The organism is Novosphingobium sp. TCA1, from assembly GCF_009811895.1.
Taxonomy (GTDB): domain Bacteria; phylum Pseudomonadota; class Alphaproteobacteria; order Sphingomonadales; family Sphingomonadaceae; genus Novosphingobium; species Novosphingobium panipatense_A.
In genome coordinates this window covers 1-19,535 of sequence record NZ_BLJH01000049.1, presented here as the reverse complement: position 1 = coordinate 19,535, position 19,535 = coordinate 1, and the positions used below count along the sequence as shown (strand labels likewise).

The window sequence follows — 19,535 nt, the reverse complement described above, 5'->3', positions numbered from 1 at the left end:
CATCAAAGCCTATCGCGACAACGCCAGCCTGACGCCTCTTCGCAATCGTCTGGGTCGATCGCTCTTCTCGATCCGCTGGCGAGCGGAATATCTGAACCTTCGCGGCACCCATGCCCGGTCCAAAGGCTTCCGCCTTGGTCCTGACTGGTCCGAGGCCGACGAAGCTCGGCTTCGCCGCGACTACGGCAAGATCCCGACGCCTGAACTTGCCTGCCAGATGGGCCGGACGCGCGCGGCCATCTTCACCCGCGCGAATATCCTCGGCCTTGCCCATGAAGGGCGTCAGCGCTGGACGAGCGACCATCTGGCCGCCCTGCGGATCGCGCATGAGCATGGCATCAGCCTCACAGACCTTGCCGCGGCCCTCGGCCGTGAAGTCGATGCTCTTCACAAATATGCCGCAAAACAGGGCCTCGCATTCGGCCGTCGCCCCCGCAGGCCAGTGCCTCCGACACTCGCTGACATCCTGAATCTGCCCGAGGCCGCGAAAGGGAAGGGGGAGGGGTGAAGGCGAAGGCAAGGATTTTCCGCGCCAGCAGGAGATGCAGCATGTGCCCCAAAACTCAGCCGACTGCCGCCCCGAACGCCAACGAAGGCATCAAACTCGTCCTCTGGTCCGACGGAACCTGGTGCTGGCATGACGACTTCCGCGAGGAAGACTGGACCTTCATGTCCGACGATTACGAAGTGATCGACATGGGGGACATGCCGCGCGTCGAACGGTTTGCCCGCGAGGATGCGCAGCTTTGCGATGATGTTCTCGAAGAACTGCGCTGAGAGCGGGAACGTGGGAGGCCGCGTCCCGGACTATCTCCTGCCGCCTCGGGCCCCGAACGTCCTCGCCTACGGCGTCGGTGTCGATTCCACCGCACTTCTGGTCGAACTGGAAGCGCGCGGCGAAAAGCCCGACCTTGTCATCACCGCCGATACGGGCGTCGAGAAACCGGCCACTTACGAGTACCTCGACGTCATCCGGCCATGGATGGCCGCACGAGGCATCCCGTTCGAAATCGTGCGCTATCAACCGCGCCGCTTCAAACACTGGCCGCCTTACTACTCTCTGCTCGAAATGGCGCTCACGAACGCTACGCTGCCCAGCAAATCGCTCGGCGGTTCAAGCTGTTCGCTGAAATATAAGAAATCTCCACAGGACGCCTTCCTGAAGACATGGCAGCCGGCGGTCGACGCATGGGCGAGGGACCAGAAAGTGACGCGGCTGATCGGCTTCGATGCCGGCAAGCGCGACACGCTGCGCTACACCCACGCGGTCAAGATTGACGATCCGCTCTACGACTATCGCTACCCGCTGCGCGAATGGGGCATGGACCGCGAAGCCTGCGAACGGCGGATCGCCGCCGCTGGCCTCCCGGTTCCGCCTAAATCGAGCTGCTGGTTCTTATGTTTGCAGATGGTGTCTCGTCTCACCGCAACCCTTTATTTATGGGCTACAAAATTATCCGCCGTTTGAGACGATCCGAGGCCATTGAAGCGCTCGGGACAGTTGCAAAGCGCTACTGCACTTTGCAACTGTCCCGAGCGCAACCGCCGAAGGCGGTGCGACTCGTCGCGGCGGCATCCGGAATGACTTTGCTGAGCGGAAGAAACTGACTTGCCATTGCCCGTCGGGACTTGCTGATGCGGCCTTGATCGTTGCGCCGACAGATTGGGAAATGTCTGTTACGCGCCAATTCCCGCCGCTCAAAGCTCCGAGGGTAGCGCCCGAAAGCAGACGTCACGCAGCCTGGCGCTCAACCGGTTGCTCCAGAGGCATCCGGCGCAGCGTTAGGAGCAGGATTCTGGACCTTTCCGGTCGGCGCCCCATCCTGCGCTGCACTCATCGCTGTCAGATAGTCGACGATAGCCGGAATGTCCTTCTCCGCGACGGGAGCCTTGTAGACATCCTTCATCTTGGTGACCGTTGCCTTCCACTGGTCCGCTGAAAGTACGGGCTGGGTCATCGCCATGCTGGCCGAATGGCAGGACGTGCAGTTCGCATTGATGACATCGGCATGAGGGCCATCGGGATATAGCTGATCATCGACGGGAAGATCGACAGTATCAGAGGTCAGGGTAAAGCCGTTCACAGCAATGCTGCTGGGTGCAGGCCCTACCGATTGGGGTTCGGGCGGCGGGGTGTAGCTGCCGGGAGGGCCCACCATCATGAGGGTGAAGACGGTCACGCCGAGCAGTCCGACGGCCAGCATGCCTGGGGTTGGCGCTTTCATGCCGGGCTCCTTATGCCGTCACGATGGTGGTGGTTTCGATATTGCCGCGCATGAACCCGCCGGGGTTCCAGATCGGCACCATCGGCTGTGCGACGCCGGCCGTGTTCCAGCAGCGCGACATAAGCGACGTCTTTCCGGCGCCGGGCAAAGGAACCTGCGCATCCCACCGCCGGAAACTGTATTTTCCGTGATCCGGACCCAGCGTCGTCGCGAACCAGTGGCGACCGCCGTCGGTGGACACATCGACCCGCGCCACGCCGCAGTCGCCGCCCATGGCGATGCCGCCAAGCGGGATCGAGGCCTCGTGCGCGATCCGCTGACCTTCGCCCAGACTGGTGACCCACGAACGCGGAATCATGCGGTTGATCGGAACGGTCGGGAAGTCCTTGGCGCCAGGCTTCACATTGGCGCCGGGCGTCGCCGGGATCTTGTAGGCCTTGGCCATCCAGTATTCGTCGTCAGGCCCGGGCAGGACCTCGATGTCGTTGAGCATCTTGACCCAGTAGGTGGAGTACCAGCCCGGCACGATCAGCCGGATCGGGAAGCCGTTGAGGAGCGGCAGCTGCGTGCCGTTCATGCCGAAGGCGATCATCACTTCGCCGTCGCGGGCATGATCGATGTCGAGCGCCTTCTCGAAGTCCGGGGCACCGGCGACCACAGGTTGATCGAGAGCGCCGAAACGAACCTGGACGGCCCCCGCCTTCACCCCGGCCAGATCGAGCACATCGCGCAGGCGCACGCCGAGCCACTTCGCATTGCCCATCGCCCCGTTGCCCCACTGCGCGCCGGGGACGCGGGGCTGGAACAGCCCTCGCGAATTGCCCGAGCACTGGTTCACGGCGGCCATCTCAACCCTTGGCAGGCGCATCAGTTGTTCCAGATTGATCGCGATCGGCTTGTTGACGTGACCGCGGATAGTGAGCCTGAAAGCATCGACGTCGATCGAGGTCGGGATGTCCGCCCAGTGCCAGCGCACGAAGAACTGATCATTGGGGGTGAACACGTCGCGGTCAAAGACAGCCATCGGTGTTTCGAGCAAGGGCGGATGGATGCGCTGGAGGATCATGCTGCCCTTGCCGGGAAATGCGCTCGTCATCGGGCGCTGCGCATTGCCGCCGGGGAGATGCAGGTCGGTCAGCCCCTGCGTGATGCCCTGCGCCAGCGCAGGCGCAGCGGCGATGGCTGCACCGCCGAGCGCGGCATTCTGCAGGAAACGGCGGCGGCTTGTTTCGGCCGCGAGCTCGGCATCCAGTCTGTCCATGGTCGTATCCTCTCGGGCAAAATGGTGGCGGGTGCTGCTGTGAGAAGCAAGCGATCAGAACACCGTTACTGATCGCAATGCCCGATCAGTTTGTGGCGGCGATACAGGGCGATACGAAGAGATTGCCGCGCCATCCGCCGATCAAGGTCTTTGCGGCGACCACCATCCACATCAGGGCAAGCGCCAGGGTCAGAACGGTGCCCACGATACCGAAGAAGGCAAGGTGCAGGGTCGTGCCAAGGCGAAAGGTTGCCACGGTGAAGACGCCTAGCGGGAAGGTATAGCCCCACCAGCCAAGGTTGAACGGGATACCTGCCCGCCAGTAGCGCCAGGTGATGAGCGAGGCGAGCGCCAGCCACCAGAGGCCAAAGCCCCACAGCAACAGACCGGCGATTGTGCCGATGCCTTGGGCGACAGTGCCGACATCGGCCAGCCCATGCCCAGCCATGATCGCGGGGGCGTCGCCGCCCAGAACCAGCATGCCCAGCGCGCCGGTACCGATCGGGCCAAGCGCCAGCCAGCTCGATGCGGCCATGCCCTCATGCGGCAGCTTGTGGAGCGCCATGCGCAGGATCAACAGTGCAAGAATGCTGAAGGCGACCGGGACCGAATAGGCCCACAGGATGTAGGACGTGACGAGCATCCCGAACTGCGCGCTGTCTTGCGCCAGATGCGGCGCCAGCAGTCCTCCGCTGGCAGCCGTCACTTCGGCCGCCACGACCGGCAGCAGCCACACCGCCGTCATGCCGTCGAGCGAATGCTGGTGGCGCGTGAACATGAAGTAGGGGATCAGCACACCGCAGCTTACCGCCATGGCGGCGTCGATCCACCACAAGACCGTGGCGACCGGTACGATGCCCTCGCCGAAGCGCGCGATACCGAATGCGATGCACCCGTTGATGATCGTGGCGAGGCCCATGGGGATCGTGCCGATGAACATCGATACGGTGTTGTGGCCGAAGATGCGCCGCGCTTCGTGGCCGAACAGGATCCAGCGCGCGGTATAGAGCGCGGTGAAAAGGCTGAAGAGCCCGATGTTGAAGAACCACAGCACCTCTCCCACAGGCTTGAGCGAAGCGCCGATGCCCGGCACCTGCGGGAGGGCCAGCGCAAGAATGCCCGTGCCCATGGTGGCGGCAAACCAGTTGGGCGTGAACTGGCGGATCATCTCGCGCGGGTGATCGAGCCGGCTGAGTGGGCGCATCCCTTCGAGGATGGGCTTGATATCCGTGGTCATCATCCAAACTCCTTGACCAGTTCGGTCAGCGCGTCGGCTGCCCGGGTGCGATACCGCTCCTTGTGGCGTAACGCTTCAAATGGACGGGCAGGCATTGCGAGCGGCAATTCATGAAGGTGCCCTGCAGCAAGTGCGCGGCGCACCACCAGTTCGGAAAGGACCGCGACACCGGCGCCGGCCTCGACAGCGGACCGTACGGCTTCGTTGGACGGCAGCGTCATGGCGATGTTCAGGTCTGCCGGATCGATACCGCGATCACGCAGGACATCCTCGAAACTCGACCGTGTGCCGGACCCGTGCTCCCGCACGATCCAGTTGGCGCCGCGCACCCAGTCCTCATCGATGGTATCGACAGCCTGCCCCGAGATCAGCAGCATCCGGTCCTCGCCGACTTTCCAGTGGGCGAGTGCGGGCTGGTCGATCGAACCTTCGACAAAGCCCAGTTCCGCGCGGCCATCCAGTACCTGTGCCGCCGCACCCTCGCTGTTGTCGATTGCGAGTTCGACGCGGATCGCGGGGTGGCGGCTGTGAAACTGAGCCAAGCGCGAGGGCAGCCAGTAGCTGGCGATGGTCTGGCTGGCGACAAGGCGCAGGGTTCCGCGCTTCAGGCCGCCGTACTCGGCCAGGGTAAGCTCCGCCGTCGCGGCGCGGCCAAGAACGGCGCGTGCCTCATCGAGGAACATGCGACCCGCCTCGGTCAGTTCGATGCCGCGGCCCACGCGGTTGAAGAGCGGCACGTCATGCCTGGCCTCCAGCGTAGCGATCGCCGCGCTGGCAGCGGACTGGGTCACGCCCAGTGCCTCGGCGGCCCGCGTCATATGTTCGCGTTCGGCAACGCCCACGAAGATGCGTAATTGTTCAAGGGTCATGGTGATCTCCTGTCACCATTGATACCGCAGCCCGATCAATCACTCCAACGCATTGATTATATCATGCCAATCTCGTTCTAAGATCATTTGATGAGTGCGTTCCTGGCGGCGAGCAGCGCGCTTTCGATCCGTTGGCTGACATCAGGACTGGTGCAGACATTGGCCGGACTAGGGTGGGGCATGGTGATGACCGACACATCGGGCCGTGCCTCTTCGATAAGCGCTTCCGCCCCCGCCGCCACCCGGCCCGCCAAGATGCAGACCCGCACGCCCGGCAGTTTCGCAAGCAGGTCGGGAAGCGTTGCGAGACCTTCGGCAATCTCCGTTCGGCGCAGCGCGCGATTGCGGGCACCGGGGGCGTGGACGATCCAGGGCACGCAATTCCACTGAACGATGTCCATTCGCGCGATGCCCGCCGCTTCCAGATAACGGCGAAGGTTACGAGCAGTGCCAGATGGGTTGTCCCGCGACACGAAGCGAGTGCGATCAGGCCCGGGCCCCGGCGTCTCAAGAAGCAGGAGAAGGCGCGCATTTATGCCGCCATTGAACGGGTCGAAATGCGGCACCGGGTGTCCTGCGCCAACGAGCCCCTCACGCCATATCTCCAGCGGCGCGATGTGCGGCGCACCAAGTGCCGCTTTGCGTTCGGCGATCAACGCGGGATCATCCAGCCAGACCATTGATCGTCAAATCCTGTCGAAACTACAAAAATCATCGGTTGGATCGATCGCGACGGTTGCGCCATCCGTTCGATAGGCAACGCCTGCGTTGGCGCACATGCTCCTCAGCAGCTCGCATTTTTTCCGTTGCGCACTGCGACGATGACACTTGCGTCCGCTGTGGGCGTTATCGCCGGAGCGCCATGACGAAAGGGCTTCACTTGAAACTGCTATGGGGATTGGCCGGCCTTTGCGCGGCGACAGCATCGGCGGCCGCACTGGCGACATCGCCCGATGGCTTCGCAAGCCAGATGGCAGCCTCCATGGAGCGGATGCACCATGCGATGATGAATGCGCCATCGGGCGACCCGGACCGCGACTTCGCGGCAATGATGATCCCCCATCACCAGGGCGCAATCGAGATGGCGGAAGCGGAACTCAGGTATGGAAAAGACGAACGCCTGCGCCGTCTGGCTCAGGGCATCATCGTCGAGCAGCGGCAGGAGATCGCCGTCATGCAGGACATCCTCGCCGAAAAGACCGGCCCCGCTGCCGGCGCGCATCATCACATGGGAGACGACAAATGAACAAGACGCTGAGCATCGTGTCATGCACCTTGCCGATAGCGGCTGCCCTGGTCGCACTCCCGGCATCTGCGCAGCAGGTCCCCAATGCCCAGCCCGACAGGGCAGTCAGTGCGCAGGACCGCTTCTACACTTCGGACCAGTTTTCCAACACGGTATCGGTCATCGATCCGTCGACGAACACGCTGCTGGGGGTCATCAAGCTCGGCGATCCCACGCCTGCAAATCTCAGCCCGCTTTATCGCGGCCAGCTTCTGGTCCATGGCATGGGCTTCTCGCCTGATCGCCGTACCCTGGCGGTCGTGTCGATCGGGTCCAACTCGGTCAGCTTCATCGATACCGCGACCAATGCCGTGAAGCACACCGCCTATGTCGGGCGCTCCCCGCATGAAGCCTTCTTCCGGCCCGATGGCCGAGAAGCCTGGGTGAGCGTGCGCGGCGAGGATTATATAGCGGTGCTCGACGGGACCACCTTCAAGGAGACGGGCCGTATTGCTGTCCCCAACGGGCCGGGCATGACGATCTTCTCGCCCGATGGGAAATATGGCTACGTCTGTTCCAGCTTCTCGCCAGAAACCGTCGTCATCGACACCAGGTCAAAGCGCATCGTTGGCCGCGTGAAGCAGGACAGCCCCTTCTGCCCCGACATCGCCGCCACGCCTGACGGCAAGCAGGTATGGCTGACGCTCAAGGACGTCGGCAAGGTGATGGTCTTCGACGCCAAGCCGCCCTTCGCCGTGATGAAGACGATCGACACCGGGCCGATCACCAACCACGTCAACATCGCCAGGACAGCTAAAGGCCAGTTCGCCTATGTAACGGTCGGCACGCAGAATATCGTCAAGGTCTTCCGGACCGACACTTTCGAACAAGTCGCCTCGGTGCCGGTCGGCGCGCTGCCGCATGGGCTCTGGCCCTCAGGCGATGGCAGCCGGATCTATGTCGGGCTGGAAAATGACGATGCAGTCGCCGTCATAGATACGGCCACGAACAAGGTCATTGCCACGATCCCGATCGGACAGGGCCCGCAGGGCGTCGCCTATGTGCCCGGCGCCGTGCCTTCGGGGCAAGGCCTCGACAACCTCGTGCCGCTCGCCAAGGCGCAGGGCAAAGTGCAGGTCGTGCTGGAAGGTCAGGGACAGAGCCAGGTGTCGCTGTTCGATCAGGGGCAGGTGCAGATCCTGCAGGCCGCGGTCGCCGGACTGGCGCCCAAGCAGACCTTTACGCTGGGTCTGGCGGCGCGTCAGGATGGTACTGATACAGTCGAGCCGCTGGCCAAGTTCATGACCAATCCGGCAGGCGCGGCGATCGTCAATGCGGTTGGCCCGATCCGGCAGATCGTCAAGGACGCCGCGCCTGCAGAGCGCCGCTTCCTCGTAATCCGTTCCGGCGCGCCGGATGAGGCAGGCGCGGTGGTCCAGCGGCAGAAGCCGTGACGCTTGAAGCGGTCCTTAGCCAGTACGGCCTTGCCGCTCTGTTCCTCGGCGCCGGGATCGAGGGCGAGACGGTGGTCGTGCTGGGCGGCGTGATGGTCCACCGTGGCCTGATCGCGTACCCGGCGGCCATCGCGGCGGCAGCACTCGGGTCCTGTATCGCGGACCAGATCTTCTTTGCCCTCGGCCGCCGGTTCCGCGATCATCGCTATGTTCGGCGCGTCCAGCAGAAGGCCGCGTTCCGCCGCGCCATCGATGTGTTCGAGCAGCGGCCAGTGCTGTTCGTGTTCGGCTTCCGCTTTCTGTATGGCCTGCGCACTGTCAGCCCCATCGCGATCGGCACGACTGCGCTTCCTGCCTCCCGCTTCATGGCCATCAACGCTCTGGCGGCCATGGTTTGGGCGACGGTCTTCGTGACCTTGGGTTACCTTTTCGGTCAGGGCATCGAGGCCGCTTTTGGCCGCGTCCGCGATGTGGGCCATGTTCTGGTGCCGGTACTCGCGGTGCTGCTTCTCGTAGGCCTCGTCGCACACCTCCGGCACCGCAGGCGTGAGGTCACAGCAAGGGACTGACGAGGCGAGCGAGATTCTCGCTGAAGCGCGAAAGACCGGAGCGATCACGCCATTCCTCCAGCAACAGCTGGTCGCTTCGGCGGATGTGTCCCCGTTGGACATCTGCGAGAGGTCCGGCGGACGCCTCATCATGCAGGATCAGGCTGATCTCGGCATTCAGCATGAAGGAGCGGACATCAGCGTTGCTGGATCCGATTACGGCGATGCGCCCATCGATGGATACGTTCTTCGCGTGAAGCAATCTGTCTCGATAGCGGTGGAGGCGCACGCCCACGCGCTGCGATGATGGCAAGGATCTTCATGCTTTGCTCTCCGGATGCGGCCTCGCCGGGGCTTCGATCGACCAATGTTCGAGCTGTTTGTATATGACCACTTTCGTCTCCAGCAGGGCGGCATGCCGCTGGCAGAACAGTTCAAGATCGGCGCGGTGGCCGATCAGTTCGACGCACATGGTCAGATAGGGATTGCTCGTTTCCGCGCCCTGATCGAGCACCGGCCCGTGGTTGCTGAAGCCGTAATGGGTATGATGGGCTACGGCGTTCATCAGACCGGCAGCCTTGGCCTGGACGACAAGCTCACGATAGAGCGGGCGCGCCGACCACAGTTTCCATGCCTTGCGCGGCTCTGCCGTATCACGCGGCATCATGTAGATACGCAGCATGCCGATCTCGCTGGACGTGAGAATTGCTGTGTCAGTCATTTTTACGAAGATCCTGCCTTGGTGATCTGAGGGCGCGCGGCGCGAACGCTCCGCAGCGTGATGCCGGGGCTGATGGAAATGCGCGGGTGCTTGGGGACGGCGATCTGCTGAGACAGATAGATGCCGCTGTGGCCGGAGCACAGATAGGCGACGAAACAGGCTACGGCGATGTAGACGGCATGGGTAGCACCGAACAGTTCGATGCCCATGATGGTGCAGGCCAAAGGCGTGTTCGCTGCCCCGGCAAACACAGCAACGAACCCGAGACCGGCAAAAAGATCGACAGGAGCGCCGAATAGGGTGCCAAGGGCGTGGCCGAGCGCCGCGCCGATGAAGAACAGCGGCGTTACCTCGCCTCCCTTGAAGCCGGTGCCCAGCGTCACGACCGTGAACAGCAGCTTGAGCGCCCAACTCCAATAGTCGGGCCCCGGCGCAAAAAAGTCGGCGATGGTGGGTGTCGAGGCGTCGGGCGCCCAGACGCCGAGGCCAAGATAGTCGCGCGTACCGAACAGATAGACCAGAGCGATCACCGCCAGGCCGCCCAGGAAGGGACGCAGCGGCCCGAAGCGGACGTGGCGCTTCACGAAGTCGCCGAAGCCGTGCGACAGTTCGGAGAACAGCAGGCCGACCAGTCCAAACGCCACACCGGCAACGCCCGCCTCGAGCAGAAGCACCGGGTCGACGGCGATCGGTCCGACCGCGCCCTTGAGATAGTCGATGTTGTACATTCCGTGGTGGATGCCCCACTGGTGACAGGTCCAGTCGCCGACGACAGCGGCGATCAGTGTCGGCACCAGCGCGCGATATTCCACACGGCCGACTGCCAGCACTTCGAGAGCGAAAACGGCGCCTGCCAGCGGTGTGCCGAAAACGGCCCCGAATCCTGCGGCAATACCCGCCATCAGGATGATGCGGGTACTCTCGGCATCAAGCCGAAACATCGTGGCGAAGGCGCTGGCAAGGCTGCCGCCCAGCTGCACAGCCGTCCCTTCGCGCCCGGCCGAGCCGCCGAACAGGTGCGTGACAACGGTGCCGAGGAAGATCAGCGGCGCCATGCGCAAAGGCACGCCGCCACCTGGTTCATGGACCTGCTCGACGATCAGGTTGTTGCCGCCTTCGACGCTGCGACCGAACAGATGATAGAGCAGGCCGACCGCGAACCCGCCGACCGGCAGGAGAAACAGCAGCCATGGATGCGCAAAGCGTGTTCGTGTCGCAACGTCGAGGCTCCACAGGAAGGCAGCGCAGAGGCTGCCGACCGCCGCAGCCATCGGAACAAGGAGCGCCAGCCGACGCAACACGGACAGAGCATGGTCGTGCCGGTCCCGAGCAAAGGGCAGGACGTTCAGGTTCGACAGCAATATTGCGAATTTAGCGCGCACGATTCCTCCTTGTTGCAAAAACGCATCAGGTAGGAATCATCAGCCCGAAGGCGGTTCGGCCGAAGCCCGGCGGAAATCCATCGCCTTGTCAGCGCATATCGTATGGCGAATGCGTTTGGTCAAGCAGCAACGCATGCGGAGGTGGATTTGTGGGGCAGTTCCACGCTCGTTCTCAGCTAACAGTGGCTGTTCGCCTTAGCCGCGGTCTCGGACGTTTAGAGTGACGATGAAGACGTTTTTTTATTTGGGAACAAATAAATCTTCGCTGTTGTGACGCAGTCGCACAAGTGGCTCCTGAGAAACTGTAAACGCGTCGCAGGGAGTAAGTCGGGATGGCTGTCAGAAACACGCGATTGGATCTTATCCGTCGCAAATTGAATCTTGCAGGGCCTGTAAAAAAGAAGGTCGTTTCCGCGTCCCGTCGTCGTCGCCCGAAGGATGCGGCAGAGAAGTTGATGGGCTTGTCCCGAGAGCAGCAGAATGATCAGAGATGACGCCTTCCTCGTCAACGACGGCGGCTTTGCGATCTATGGTTGAAGAGCGCCGCCAGGCTTTTGAGCAATCTCCTGCTTCTGGAATTGAAAGGCGACCGAGCGGCACTTGGAAAGTGGATGTCGTCAGTGCAGTGTCCGGGAAAGCTCGACCACGGAAGCGACCGTCAAATTCCTTCGCTCATTCTCTCGACGCATTTTTCCTTTCGCAATAAAAGCTGGCAGCCGTGGCATCAGGCTGGCTTTCGTCGTCGGCGTCGCGGCCAACGAAGCGCTAGCAAAGTCGCGCCGCCAATCCAGAGCATCAGTCCGCCGATCGCGAAGCCGAGTAGCCAAGGCGAATTGAAATTTTCGTGGTTCTTCCAGTCCATGATGTGCAGGCCCCAGACGAAATCATAGAACCGCCACGTGCCGGTTCGGACGGCCGCGATGCGTCCGTTTCTCGCGTCCACGAATACGCGCGTATTGTCTGGATCGTTGAACGACACGCGCCACGCTGGCAGCGATCCGCGATACTCTGTCGAAAGGTTCGCCACCGCCTCGGTCGTCGCGGTGGCGTTCGCCGGTCCGCGCCAGGCTTTGCGCGCTACGGCAATAGCGGTGGAGGAACCGATCGGACTGAGCTGCTTTCCGCTGGTGGCGTCGAACAGCGCTACCTTTCCACCACCGCTGACTTCAGCAACCGTTCGCCCCAGCAGCATATGCATCGAAATGCTCTCAATGGGTTCATCGAAGCCATTCGCAAATCGGTCGAACGTCGTGATCTTCGTCCCTGACGAAAGTGGCTCGACTGTTTTACGATCGACCAGATGATCGCCATGAATGCGGTCGATCGGGAAGAAGCTCATCACAGCGCCACTGGCGAACCAGAGCAGCAGTTGGACGCCGAGCAGTAGCGCCAGCCATTTGTGCGTGCGGCTCGCCAACAAATGGATACGAGTGCGTATTCCGCGCAAGATCACCCCCCTTCATCGCCCCATAGGACGATCAGAACCAGATCCTCACACCCGCGACAACGCTGGTCGTAGTCGGATCGTCTCCATTTCCCCGCACATACCGGGCCGTCTGACCAGTCTTCGCCTCATAGGAGACGCCAATATACGGAGCGAACTGCCGGGTAATCTCATAGCGCAGGCGGAGGCCAAGCTCGGCACTGCTCAGGCCGGCGCCGATGCGGCTTTCAGGCACGTCCTGTGCCGACAGGTTGAGTTCCGCGCGGGGCTGGAGAACCAGCCGCTGCGTAATCCGCTGGTCGTAATAGCCTTCGAGGCGGCCGAGCAAATCGCCCTTGTCGGACAGGAACGCTGCGCCCTCAACTTCGAACCAGTAGGGCGCAAGGCCCTCGAACCCAATGACTGCATAGGTGCGCGAGGGGCTTGGCTTGAAATCGTGGCGGACGCCGGCCTGGAGATTGAAATACGGTCCGATCGCACGGCTGTAGAGTGCCTGCACTTCGGCGGCCTCGACGCCCTGGCGCAGCACCCCTTCGCCTTCGGACTTGATAGTCAGCCGGTTGATGTCGCCGCCGAGCCAGGCCTCGCCATCCCAGCGATAGCCGTCGCGGCCCTTGCGCGCCTGATATTCGGCGAGGTTGAACATCACCGTCGCCATCGTCTGGCCGCCACTCTCGCGCATCATCATGTCGCGGGCATGCGCCATGTCGGCCGGCGGAAACTGGAGGTCGGCATAGTGATCCATCGGTGGGGTTGGCGCTGGTGCGCTACCGGCAGGCAGATCGGTGCCGACGGGTTCCCCGGAGGACATCGCAGCCATTTCATGGCCAGCATGGTCGGCCGGCATACCCATCCCGGGCATTGCGCCATTGTCCTGTGCGGGCGCTGGCTGCGCCGGCCCCATCGGCATCGCCATGCCGCTCATGTCATGGCCCTGGTGGCCACTGGTAGCCGTCGCGGGCTTTGCGGGCGCAGCGGAAGCAGGCTTTGTGACGGGTTGGCTCCTACGCGGCGCCGGGGTGGCGGGCTTGGGTTTCGGCTTGGTCTTGGACTTCGGTTTAGCCGTTGGCTTCGCAGAAGGCATCCTCATGCCCTGCATGTCGTGCATCGAATGATCCTGCGCGTCGGCAGGTAGTGCGAGCGCGATCATTGCGCTGGCGGACAGGAGCGAGGCGAGACGCTTCATGCCGCATCTCCTTTCGGACGGACGCTGACGACGCGCATCATTCCCGCAGCCATGTGATAGAGCAGATGGCAGTGAAACGCCCAGTCACCGACCGCGTCCGCAGTGAAGTCCCAGGTGACGATGCCGCCCGGCTGAACGATAACTGTGTGCTTACGCGGCGCGCGGTCGCCATGTCCCGTCACCAGTTCGAAGAAATGGCCGTGGATGTGGATCGGGTGCGCCATCATGCTGTCGTTGATCAGGTTCACCCGCACCCGCTCGCCCTCTATGAAGGGGATCGGCTCATGGACATCCGACATCTTCTCGCCGTCGAGCGACCACATGAACCGCTCCATGTTGCCGGTGAGGTGGATGTCGATGCTGCGCGAGGGCGCACGGACGTCGGGATTGCGCTCCAGTGCCATCAGGTCGCGATAGACCAGCACCTTATGGCCGACGTCGGTGAGACCCTGGCCGGGCTCTCCGGTGCGGTCGACCGGCATGGGCGAGATCGTCTGCACGCCAGGTCCACGCTTCACCTGCGGCGCATTGCCGAAGTCACGCATGCTCATCGAGCCCATGTCGTGGCCGGCCATCGCGCCGCCGCTGTGATCCATCCCCGGCATCGCTGAATGATCCATCGCGCCATGCTTCATGGTCGCGTGGTCCATCAAGGCTATGGGCGCCGCAGCGGGACTGCCCGGCGATGCGAGGGTGCGCGAGGCATTCTGCTCGGCGCTGGGATCGACGCCGCGCGGCGCCATGCCGCCGCCCATGTCCATGCCCATGTCCTTCATGGTGGCGAGCGGGCGCTGGCGCAATGCCGGGACCGGCGCGACCATACCGGCTCGCGGCGCGAGCGTCGCGCGTGCCATCCCAGAGCGATCGACCGCCTCGCCGACCAGCGTGAAGGCCTTGTCCTCGGTCGGCGTGACGATCAGGTCATAGGTCTCCGCGACTCCAATCTGAAATTCGTCGACCGCGACCGGCATCACATTCTGGCCATCGGCCTGGACGATCGCCAGCTTCAGCCCGGGAATGCGCACATTGAAGGTGGTCATCGATGATGCGTTGATCACACGAAGGCGGACACGCTCACCCGGGGCGAACAAGGCCGTCCAGTTATCGGCCGGTCCATGTCCATTGACGAGATAGGTGTAGGCCGCCCCGGTCACGTCGGAGATATCAGCCGGGTCCATCCGCATCTTGCCCCAGGCGAGGCGGTCCTTCTCCTTCTGGTCGCGCCCCGAAAGGAGCCCTGACAGCGTTTGGCGCTGGAAGTTGAAATGGCCGGGATTGACCTTCATCCGCCGGAAGATCGCCTCGGGCGAAAGCTGGCTGTGGTCGGACAGCACGATCACATGCTCGCGATCGGACTGGACCGGATCGGCGCCCGCCGGATCGATCACGATCGGACCGTACAGACCAAGCTGCTCCTGGAAGCCCGAATGGCTGTGATACCAGTAGGTGCCGCTCTGGCGCACCGGGAATTCGTAGAGAAAGCTGGAGCGCGGCTTGATGCCGGGAAAGGAGATCCCGGGAACGCCGTCATGCTCGGGCGGAACCAGCAGGCCATGCCAGTGGACTGAGCTGTCCTCGTCCAGATCGTTGATGACGTTCAGCCGCACCTTCTGGCCTTCACGCAGCCGGATGAGCGGCGCCGGGACCGTGCCGTTAATCCCAATTGCAGGCGAGCGATGGCCGTCGATCGTCATCATCTGCCGGGCGATGCGCAGCGTGATGTCGTCTCCGGAGACGGTCGGCAGGCCTTGCGATACCGGCTGCGCCCAGGCCGGCATCCATGCCGCGAGCGCCGCAGTGCCCCCGGCCATTCCGAGACCGCGCAGCAATGTGCGCCGATCGACAGTCGAGAAATCCATGAAATTGCAGTCCCTGTCGCGTGCGTATGGATGGTTTACGCAGCGACGCCTTCAACCCCTCAGCATCTCATCAAGTTTTTTTCGGGCGCGATAGAGCCTTGTTTCGACGGCCTTGTCGCCGATCCCGAGGGTTTCGGCGGTCTCCGTCTGACTCATGCCTTCGATCGTGCGCAAGACGAGGACCTGCCTGAGGTTGACCGGCAGTTCTGCGATTGCCGCCATGGTCCGCTCCAGCTCGCGCCGGTCGGCGATCTGGATGTCGCTTGCAGCAGCGGTGTCGGCGACGGCATGCGCTTCCTCGATCGGTTGTGCGAAGGTGAAGAAGCGGCGCACCGCCCGGCGCCGCGACCAGTCCCGCGCCTTGTTGACCGCGATCCGCCCGATCCAGGCGCGGAATGGACGCTCGGCGTCATAGCGCCCTAGGGCGGCGAACGCGGCGATGAAGGTCTGCTGGGTCAGATCCACGGCCGCGTCGCTATCTCCGACCAGGCCACGCAGCAGCCGGAACACGCTCTCGCGATGCCGCCGCATCAGTTCGGCATAGGCTGCCTGGCGCTTGCCCACCGCGAGTGCCGCCAGTTCGCCGTCCGAGCAGCCGGCGAGGTCGAGGCTCACCGTTCCTTGGCCGTCAGCGCCTTGACGACCGCGGCGTCGAACTTGGCCGCCTGATCGGGTTTGAGCACGGCCCGCATTGCGAATATATGCTCGAGCGTCTCCTTCTGGAGCTGGCCCATCGCCTGATGCGAGCGATCGACCGCTGCGCCGACGGCGGGGCCATAACCATGTTCGGACTGGATGGCGTCGGCGAGCTTCGCATTGTCCGCGCGTAGCTCAAGCTCCAGCGCCTGCTTGCGCAGCGCAAACCGCCGTTCAATCTCTTCCATGCGGGCCTTCTGGCCAACGTCGAGATCCAGGTCGTGGTGCAGCAGCGTATGCAGCTCACTTTCGACCGGCGCGGATGGTGCGATGAAGGCGCGGCCGATAAAGGCTCCAGCGACCGCCGCGAGAAATGCGATCACAGCGATCAGGAGCAGCCGGCGCCGGTCGGTCATTCGCCGGTTCCTAGCAGTGTCGATGGCGCCAGCGCGGCTGGTGCACCGAACGGGGCGATCGAAGGCGCTGGTTCAGTATAGCTGGGGATCCTTGAACCGAGCAGTCCGACCACGAGCGCGAGGCTGGCGGCGATGCCGACCAGCGAGCCCGATAGCGGCCGGCCATGTGCGTCCTGCTGGGCGATCCCGGCGAACACGGCGACCTCTATTCTAGCCAGTCGCGGATCGACCGGCAGGTCATGCAGGCGCCGTAATGCCGTATCGACATCCATCATCATCACTCCATGCTTCTAACCAGCATACGCAGCCTGGCGTCTCGGCCCTCAGCTGCATGCAGATATTTTGTCGTTGAGGGATAGCAGAGCGGACTGCGTATTGAACGCATGAACAGAGTTGGAGTGGTTCAATGAATAAGACGATGATGCTCTCCGCGCTGGCTGCGCTGTCCTTTGGCCTGGCCGGTACTGCCTATGCGCACCCCAAACTGGTGAACAGCACGCCCGCCGCGGCGGCGACGGTGAGCGGGCCGCGCCAGGTCACCTTGACGTTCAGCGAGACGCTCATGCCCGCTTTGTCCGGGGCCGAGGTCGTGATGACGGGAATGCCCGGCATGAAGGATCATCCGCCGATGAAGATCAACGGCGCGAAGATCAGTGTCGCCACCGACGGCAAGACTTTGCAGATCGCGTTCGGCCGCCCGCTTGGCCCAGGCAGCTATGTGGTCAATTGGCACGCTGTCTCGGGCGATACCCACCGCGTGATCGGCAGCGTGACCTTCACCGTCCAGTGATGCCCGACTGGCCGTTGGTTGCCGTGCGCTGGGGGCTGTATCTCGTCCTCGGCGCATTATTCGGCTTGTTGGCGTTCTCAATCTACGGACTGCCGCAGGCGGCGCGCGGTACGGCTTTGCCGCTGCGCTTGCCTGTGATCGCGCTGTCAGTGCTCGGCATCGCGTTGAGCGCGGTCGCGATCCTGCTGTTGGTCGCTGCGATGTCGGGAGTCGGCGTGATGGCAGTCGATCGAGCGACGCTGACCATGATCCTGACCCAGACCAGCATCGGCTGGGCGTGGACCGTGCGCATATTCGCTCTACTTGGCATCCTGCTGCTCGCAGTGCCTACAAGGTGTTGGACCCCGCTTAATAGCTGGTGCTCGACCGTGCTGGCTGCGGTCGCAATTGCGAGCCTTGCCTGGACCGGACATGGCGCAGCGGGCGAAGGCGCCTTCGGCACGGCTCAGCTCGTTGGCGATGTCGTGCACCTGCTGGCAGCTTCGGCCTGGGTCGGTGCGCTGATCGCGTTCCTAATGCTGATGAGCACCGCCCGCGATCCGGAAACGCTTGCAGTCACCCATGGAGCCCTGACGGGCTTTGCACGCGCGGGCACGATCATTGTCGGCCTGCTCATCGCGAGCGGCCTGCTCAACCTATATATCCTCGTCGGGCCGGAGCGGATGCTGGCGCTCGGCACGAGCGACTACGGCCGCCTGCTGCTCGCCAAGCTCGGCCTGTTCGCCGTGATGCTGCTACTTGCCGCCGGCCATCGCTGGCGGCTTGCACCGGCCCTGGGCAGCGATCCCGGTCATCCCGCTGTGGTGCGATTGCGAACGAGCCTCTGGTTGGAATTTCTGGCAGCGCTCGCGATCCTGGCGGCGGTCGCGTGGCTGGGCACGCTTGCACCGCCAGCTTCGCTCTAGCGCCGATCAGGCGTGCATCAGGCCAAGCGCGCCCGCTCCCATCCAGATCGCCATCGTGACCATCATGATGTTCTCGGTCAGCGAGACGAAGCCGAGCGGCACCTTGCTCGATCCGCCGACGCAGGCGCATTTGATCTCGCGCTTGTCGATATAGACGGCCTTGAACACCGAGATCGCACCGATACCGCCAATTACTAGCGCCACCGGCGTCGACAGCCAGGTCAGGACACCGGCGGTCATCAACACACCTGCTGCGCCTTCGGCGAACGGATAGACATAGGAATAGGGCACCCAGCGCCGCGCGAGCAGGTCGTAGTTGAGGAACATGGACGAGAAGCGCTCGACATCCTGCAGCTTGAGGAGCGCCAGCACGCACATGCTGAGCGAGATGAACCATTCGCCGGCGTGCATGGTAAGCGGCGTGCCATAGACCGACTGGCTGACGGCGAGCGCCATGAGTGCGGTCATCGCGAATACCGCGATCACGGGCGTGTAGCTCGTCGCATCAGGGTCGGTCACCGACTTGCCGAAGAAGCGGCGCAGATCGTCATAGCCGCCGATCCGCCGGCCATCGATGAAGGTCTGCGGCGTCGTCTTCACCTCATGCTCGGCCTTGAACACATCGGTCTCGGCGCGGGTCCTGAGCCAGCGGTCATCGACCGCATATCCCTGGGTCTCAAGCAAGTGCTTGGCCTTCAGGCCATAGGGGCAGACATGCTCGGGCATCACCATGCGGTAGAGTGTCGCGCGCTTGGGGGATTGGTCGGTCATTGCGGGTCCTCATCGCCTTGCGATTAATCGGTCCCGACACATATAGGTGCCGTACCATAGTACGGAGTCAAGGCATGGAAACACTGACGATCGGCAAGCTCGCCGCAAAGGGCGGCGTCGGGGTCGAGACCGTGCGCTATTACCAGCGGCGAGGGTTGCTGACCGAGCCTTCGCGGGACGAGGGTATCCGGCGCTATGGCGACGAAGATGTGCGCCGTCTGCGGTTCATCCGCTCCGCACAGACCGCCGGGTTCACGCTCGAGGAAATCGGCGAACTGCTTGGCCTCGACGCGGTCGATGACCGAACGCGCGCCCGGCATCTTGCCGAAGCCAGGATCGCTGCGATCGATGCGAAAATCGCGGAGATGCAATCTGCCCGGGCCGCGCTGGCCAAACTTGCGAGCGAATGCGCAAACTCGGCCGCTAGCGCGTGTCCGATCATCGCTGCATTTGAGCAGAGAGCCTGAGCTCTACCCCGATATATCTTAAATTAGAAATGGGGTTATTCATCGGCAAACGAACTAGGTCGTGGGACGACTGTTGGCCGGTTGCGTCCGTCAATGTGGTGTAAATTCGGGTGTGGCCATCGGGCTGCATTTTCAGGCG

At 63.2% G+C, this 19,535-nt stretch carries 22 protein-coding genes, 2 pseudogenes and 1 riboswitch; of the genes and pseudogenes, 9 read left to right on the top strand and 15 right to left on the bottom strand.

Annotation, left to right across the window (positions count from 1 at the left end; genetic code table 11):
• The 3 genes and pseudogenes from NTCA1_RS26215 to NTCA1_RS26205 all read left to right on the top strand — a co-directional run.
• Positions 1-508 (top strand): annotated as a pseudogene (locus tag NTCA1_RS26215) (hypothetical protein); the annotation flags it as partial.
• A gap of 41 nt (positions 509-549) precedes the next feature.
• The gene (locus tag NTCA1_RS26210; protein WP_008832689.1) at positions 550-777 is read left to right on the top strand and encodes a hypothetical protein; all 228 of its coding nucleotides are present in this window, start codon (positions 550-552) and stop codon (positions 775-777) included.
• Positions 752-1,456, top strand: a pseudogene (locus NTCA1_RS26205) (hypothetical protein); the annotation flags it as partial. The gene NTCA1_RS26210 and the pseudogene NTCA1_RS26205, both read left to right, overlap by 26 nt.
• Before the next feature lie 292 nt (positions 1,457-1,748).
• Here the strand turns inward: NTCA1_RS26205 and NTCA1_RS26200 are convergent.
• From NTCA1_RS26200 to NTCA1_RS26180, 5 genes are all read right to left on the bottom strand, one after another.
• Positions 1,749-2,225 (bottom strand): hypothetical protein, encoded by a 477-nt coding sequence (locus tag NTCA1_RS26200; protein ID WP_048939393.1) that lies wholly within the window; start codon positions 2,223-2,225, stop codon positions 1,749-1,751.
• Between the two features lie 10 nt (positions 2,226-2,235).
• The gene (locus tag NTCA1_RS26195; protein ID WP_048939394.1) at positions 2,236-3,486 is read right to left on the bottom strand and encodes a molybdopterin-dependent oxidoreductase; all 1,251 of its coding nucleotides are present in this window, start codon (positions 3,484-3,486) and stop codon (positions 2,236-2,238) included.
• 85 nt (positions 3,487-3,571) lie between these two features.
• The gene (locus tag NTCA1_RS26190; protein WP_170978387.1) at positions 3,572-4,726 is read right to left on the bottom strand and encodes a TDT family transporter; all 1,155 of its coding nucleotides are present in this window, start codon (positions 4,724-4,726) and stop codon (positions 3,572-3,574) included.
• A complete protein-coding gene (locus tag NTCA1_RS26185; RefSeq protein ID WP_048939395.1) occupies positions 4,723-5,592 on the bottom strand; it encodes a LysR family transcriptional regulator in 870 nt (289 codons plus the stop codon). Before NTCA1_RS26185 ends, NTCA1_RS26190 begins: the two co-directional genes overlap by 4 nt.
• A gap of 83 nt (positions 5,593-5,675) precedes the next feature.
• Positions 5,676-6,272: a uracil-DNA glycosylase gene (locus NTCA1_RS26180; RefSeq protein WP_133085181.1), complete on the bottom strand. Its 597-nt coding sequence runs from the start codon at positions 6,270-6,272 to the stop codon at positions 5,676-5,678.
• A 182-nt stretch (positions 6,273-6,454) separates the two neighbouring features.
• Between NTCA1_RS26180 and NTCA1_RS26175 the strand changes: the two genes are divergently transcribed.
• From NTCA1_RS26175 to NTCA1_RS26165, 3 genes are read left to right on the top strand one after another with little or no spacing between them, the layout of a single operon-like run.
• On the top strand, positions 6,455-6,838 hold the full coding sequence (locus tag NTCA1_RS26175) for a DUF305 domain-containing protein (RefSeq protein ID WP_046761700.1): 384 nt from the start codon (positions 6,455-6,457) through the stop codon (positions 6,836-6,838).
• On the top strand, positions 6,835-8,271 hold the full coding sequence (locus tag NTCA1_RS26170) for a beta-propeller fold lactonase family protein (RefSeq protein ID WP_008830656.1): 1,437 nt from the start codon (positions 6,835-6,837) through the stop codon (positions 8,269-8,271). Before NTCA1_RS26175 ends, NTCA1_RS26170 begins: the two co-directional genes overlap by 4 nt.
• Positions 8,268-8,840: a DedA family protein gene (locus NTCA1_RS26165; RefSeq protein ID WP_133085180.1), complete on the top strand. Its 573-nt coding sequence runs from the start codon at positions 8,268-8,270 to the stop codon at positions 8,838-8,840. Before NTCA1_RS26170 ends, NTCA1_RS26165 begins: the two co-directional genes overlap by 4 nt.
• Here NTCA1_RS26165 and NTCA1_RS26160 read toward each other — a convergent pair.
• From NTCA1_RS26160 to NTCA1_RS26120, 9 genes are all read right to left on the bottom strand, one after another.
• Positions 8,824-9,114 (bottom strand): phospholipase D-like domain-containing protein, encoded by a 291-nt coding sequence (locus NTCA1_RS26160; RefSeq protein WP_234415791.1) that lies wholly within the window; start codon positions 9,112-9,114, stop codon positions 8,824-8,826. The two genes, NTCA1_RS26165 and NTCA1_RS26160, sit on opposite strands and share 17 nt — an antisense overlap.
• Positions 9,115-9,138: 24 nt before the next feature.
• Complete coding sequence (locus NTCA1_RS26155) at positions 9,139-9,540, bottom strand: DUF190 domain-containing protein (RefSeq protein ID WP_048939400.1); 402 nt, start codon at positions 9,538-9,540, stop codon at positions 9,139-9,141.
• A gap of 2 nt (positions 9,541-9,542) precedes the next feature.
• Positions 9,543-10,922, bottom strand: a complete 1,380-nt coding sequence (locus tag NTCA1_RS26150) for a voltage-gated chloride channel family protein (RefSeq protein ID WP_133085179.1) — start codon at positions 10,920-10,922, stop codon at positions 9,543-9,545.
• A 23-nt stretch (positions 10,923-10,945) separates the two neighbouring features.
• A riboswitch (Fluoride riboswitch) is annotated at positions 10,946-11,016 on the bottom strand.
• A 630-nt stretch (positions 11,017-11,646) separates the two neighbouring features.
• Positions 11,647-12,375, bottom strand: coding sequence for a PepSY domain-containing protein (locus tag NTCA1_RS26145; RefSeq protein ID WP_048939402.1), 729 nt, complete (start codon positions 12,373-12,375; stop codon positions 11,647-11,649).
• Between the two features lie 25 nt (positions 12,376-12,400).
• Positions 12,401-13,552, bottom strand: a complete 1,152-nt coding sequence (locus tag NTCA1_RS26140; RefSeq protein ID WP_048939403.1) for a copper resistance protein B — start codon at positions 13,550-13,552, stop codon at positions 12,401-12,403.
• Positions 13,549-15,411 carry a copper resistance system multicopper oxidase gene (locus NTCA1_RS26135; RefSeq protein WP_080993728.1) on the bottom strand — a complete coding sequence of 621 codons (1,863 nt, stop codon included), beginning with the start codon at positions 15,409-15,411 and terminating at the stop codon, positions 13,549-13,551. The genes NTCA1_RS26140 and NTCA1_RS26135 overlap by 4 nt, the downstream gene beginning before the upstream one ends.
• Positions 15,412-15,462: 51 nt before the next feature.
• Positions 15,463-16,026 (bottom strand): RNA polymerase sigma factor, encoded by a 564-nt coding sequence (locus NTCA1_RS26130; RefSeq protein WP_048939404.1) that lies wholly within the window; start codon positions 16,024-16,026, stop codon positions 15,463-15,465.
• Positions 16,023-16,463 carry a Spy/CpxP family protein refolding chaperone gene (locus NTCA1_RS26125; protein WP_048939405.1) on the bottom strand — a complete coding sequence of 147 codons (441 nt, stop codon included), beginning with the start codon at positions 16,461-16,463 and terminating at the stop codon, positions 16,023-16,025. The genes NTCA1_RS26130 and NTCA1_RS26125 overlap by 4 nt, the downstream gene beginning before the upstream one ends.
• Positions 16,460-16,741: a hypothetical protein gene (locus NTCA1_RS26120; RefSeq protein WP_063141597.1), complete on the bottom strand. Its 282-nt coding sequence runs from the start codon at positions 16,739-16,741 to the stop codon at positions 16,460-16,462. The genes NTCA1_RS26125 and NTCA1_RS26120 overlap by 4 nt, the downstream gene beginning before the upstream one ends.
• 128 nt (positions 16,742-16,869) lie before the next feature.
• Here NTCA1_RS26120 and copC point away from each other — a divergent pair, with 128 nt between their 5' ends.
• Both copC and copD read left to right on the top strand, forming a co-directional pair.
• A complete protein-coding gene (copC, locus tag NTCA1_RS26115) occupies positions 16,870-17,253 on the top strand; it encodes a copper homeostasis periplasmic binding protein CopC (RefSeq protein ID WP_048939406.1) in 384 nt (127 codons plus the stop codon).
• Positions 17,253-18,158 carry a copper homeostasis membrane protein CopD gene (gene copD / locus NTCA1_RS26110; RefSeq protein WP_048939407.1) on the top strand — a complete coding sequence of 302 codons (906 nt, stop codon included), beginning with the start codon at positions 17,253-17,255 and terminating at the stop codon, positions 18,156-18,158. Before copC ends, copD begins: the two co-directional genes overlap by 1 nt.
• A 6-nt stretch (positions 18,159-18,164) precedes the next feature.
• On the opposite strand, the gene NTCA1_RS26105 is transcribed toward copD, so the two are convergent.
• A complete protein-coding gene (locus tag NTCA1_RS26105; protein ID WP_048939408.1) occupies positions 18,165-18,929 on the bottom strand; it encodes a glutaredoxin family protein in 765 nt (254 codons plus the stop codon).
• A gap of 74 nt (positions 18,930-19,003) precedes the next feature.
• On the opposite strand from NTCA1_RS26105, the gene NTCA1_RS26100 reads away from it, so the two are divergent.
• Positions 19,004-19,396: a MerR family transcriptional regulator gene (locus NTCA1_RS26100; RefSeq protein WP_048939409.1), complete on the top strand. Its 393-nt coding sequence runs from the start codon at positions 19,004-19,006 to the stop codon at positions 19,394-19,396.
• Positions 19,397-19,535: the final 139 nt, after the last annotated feature.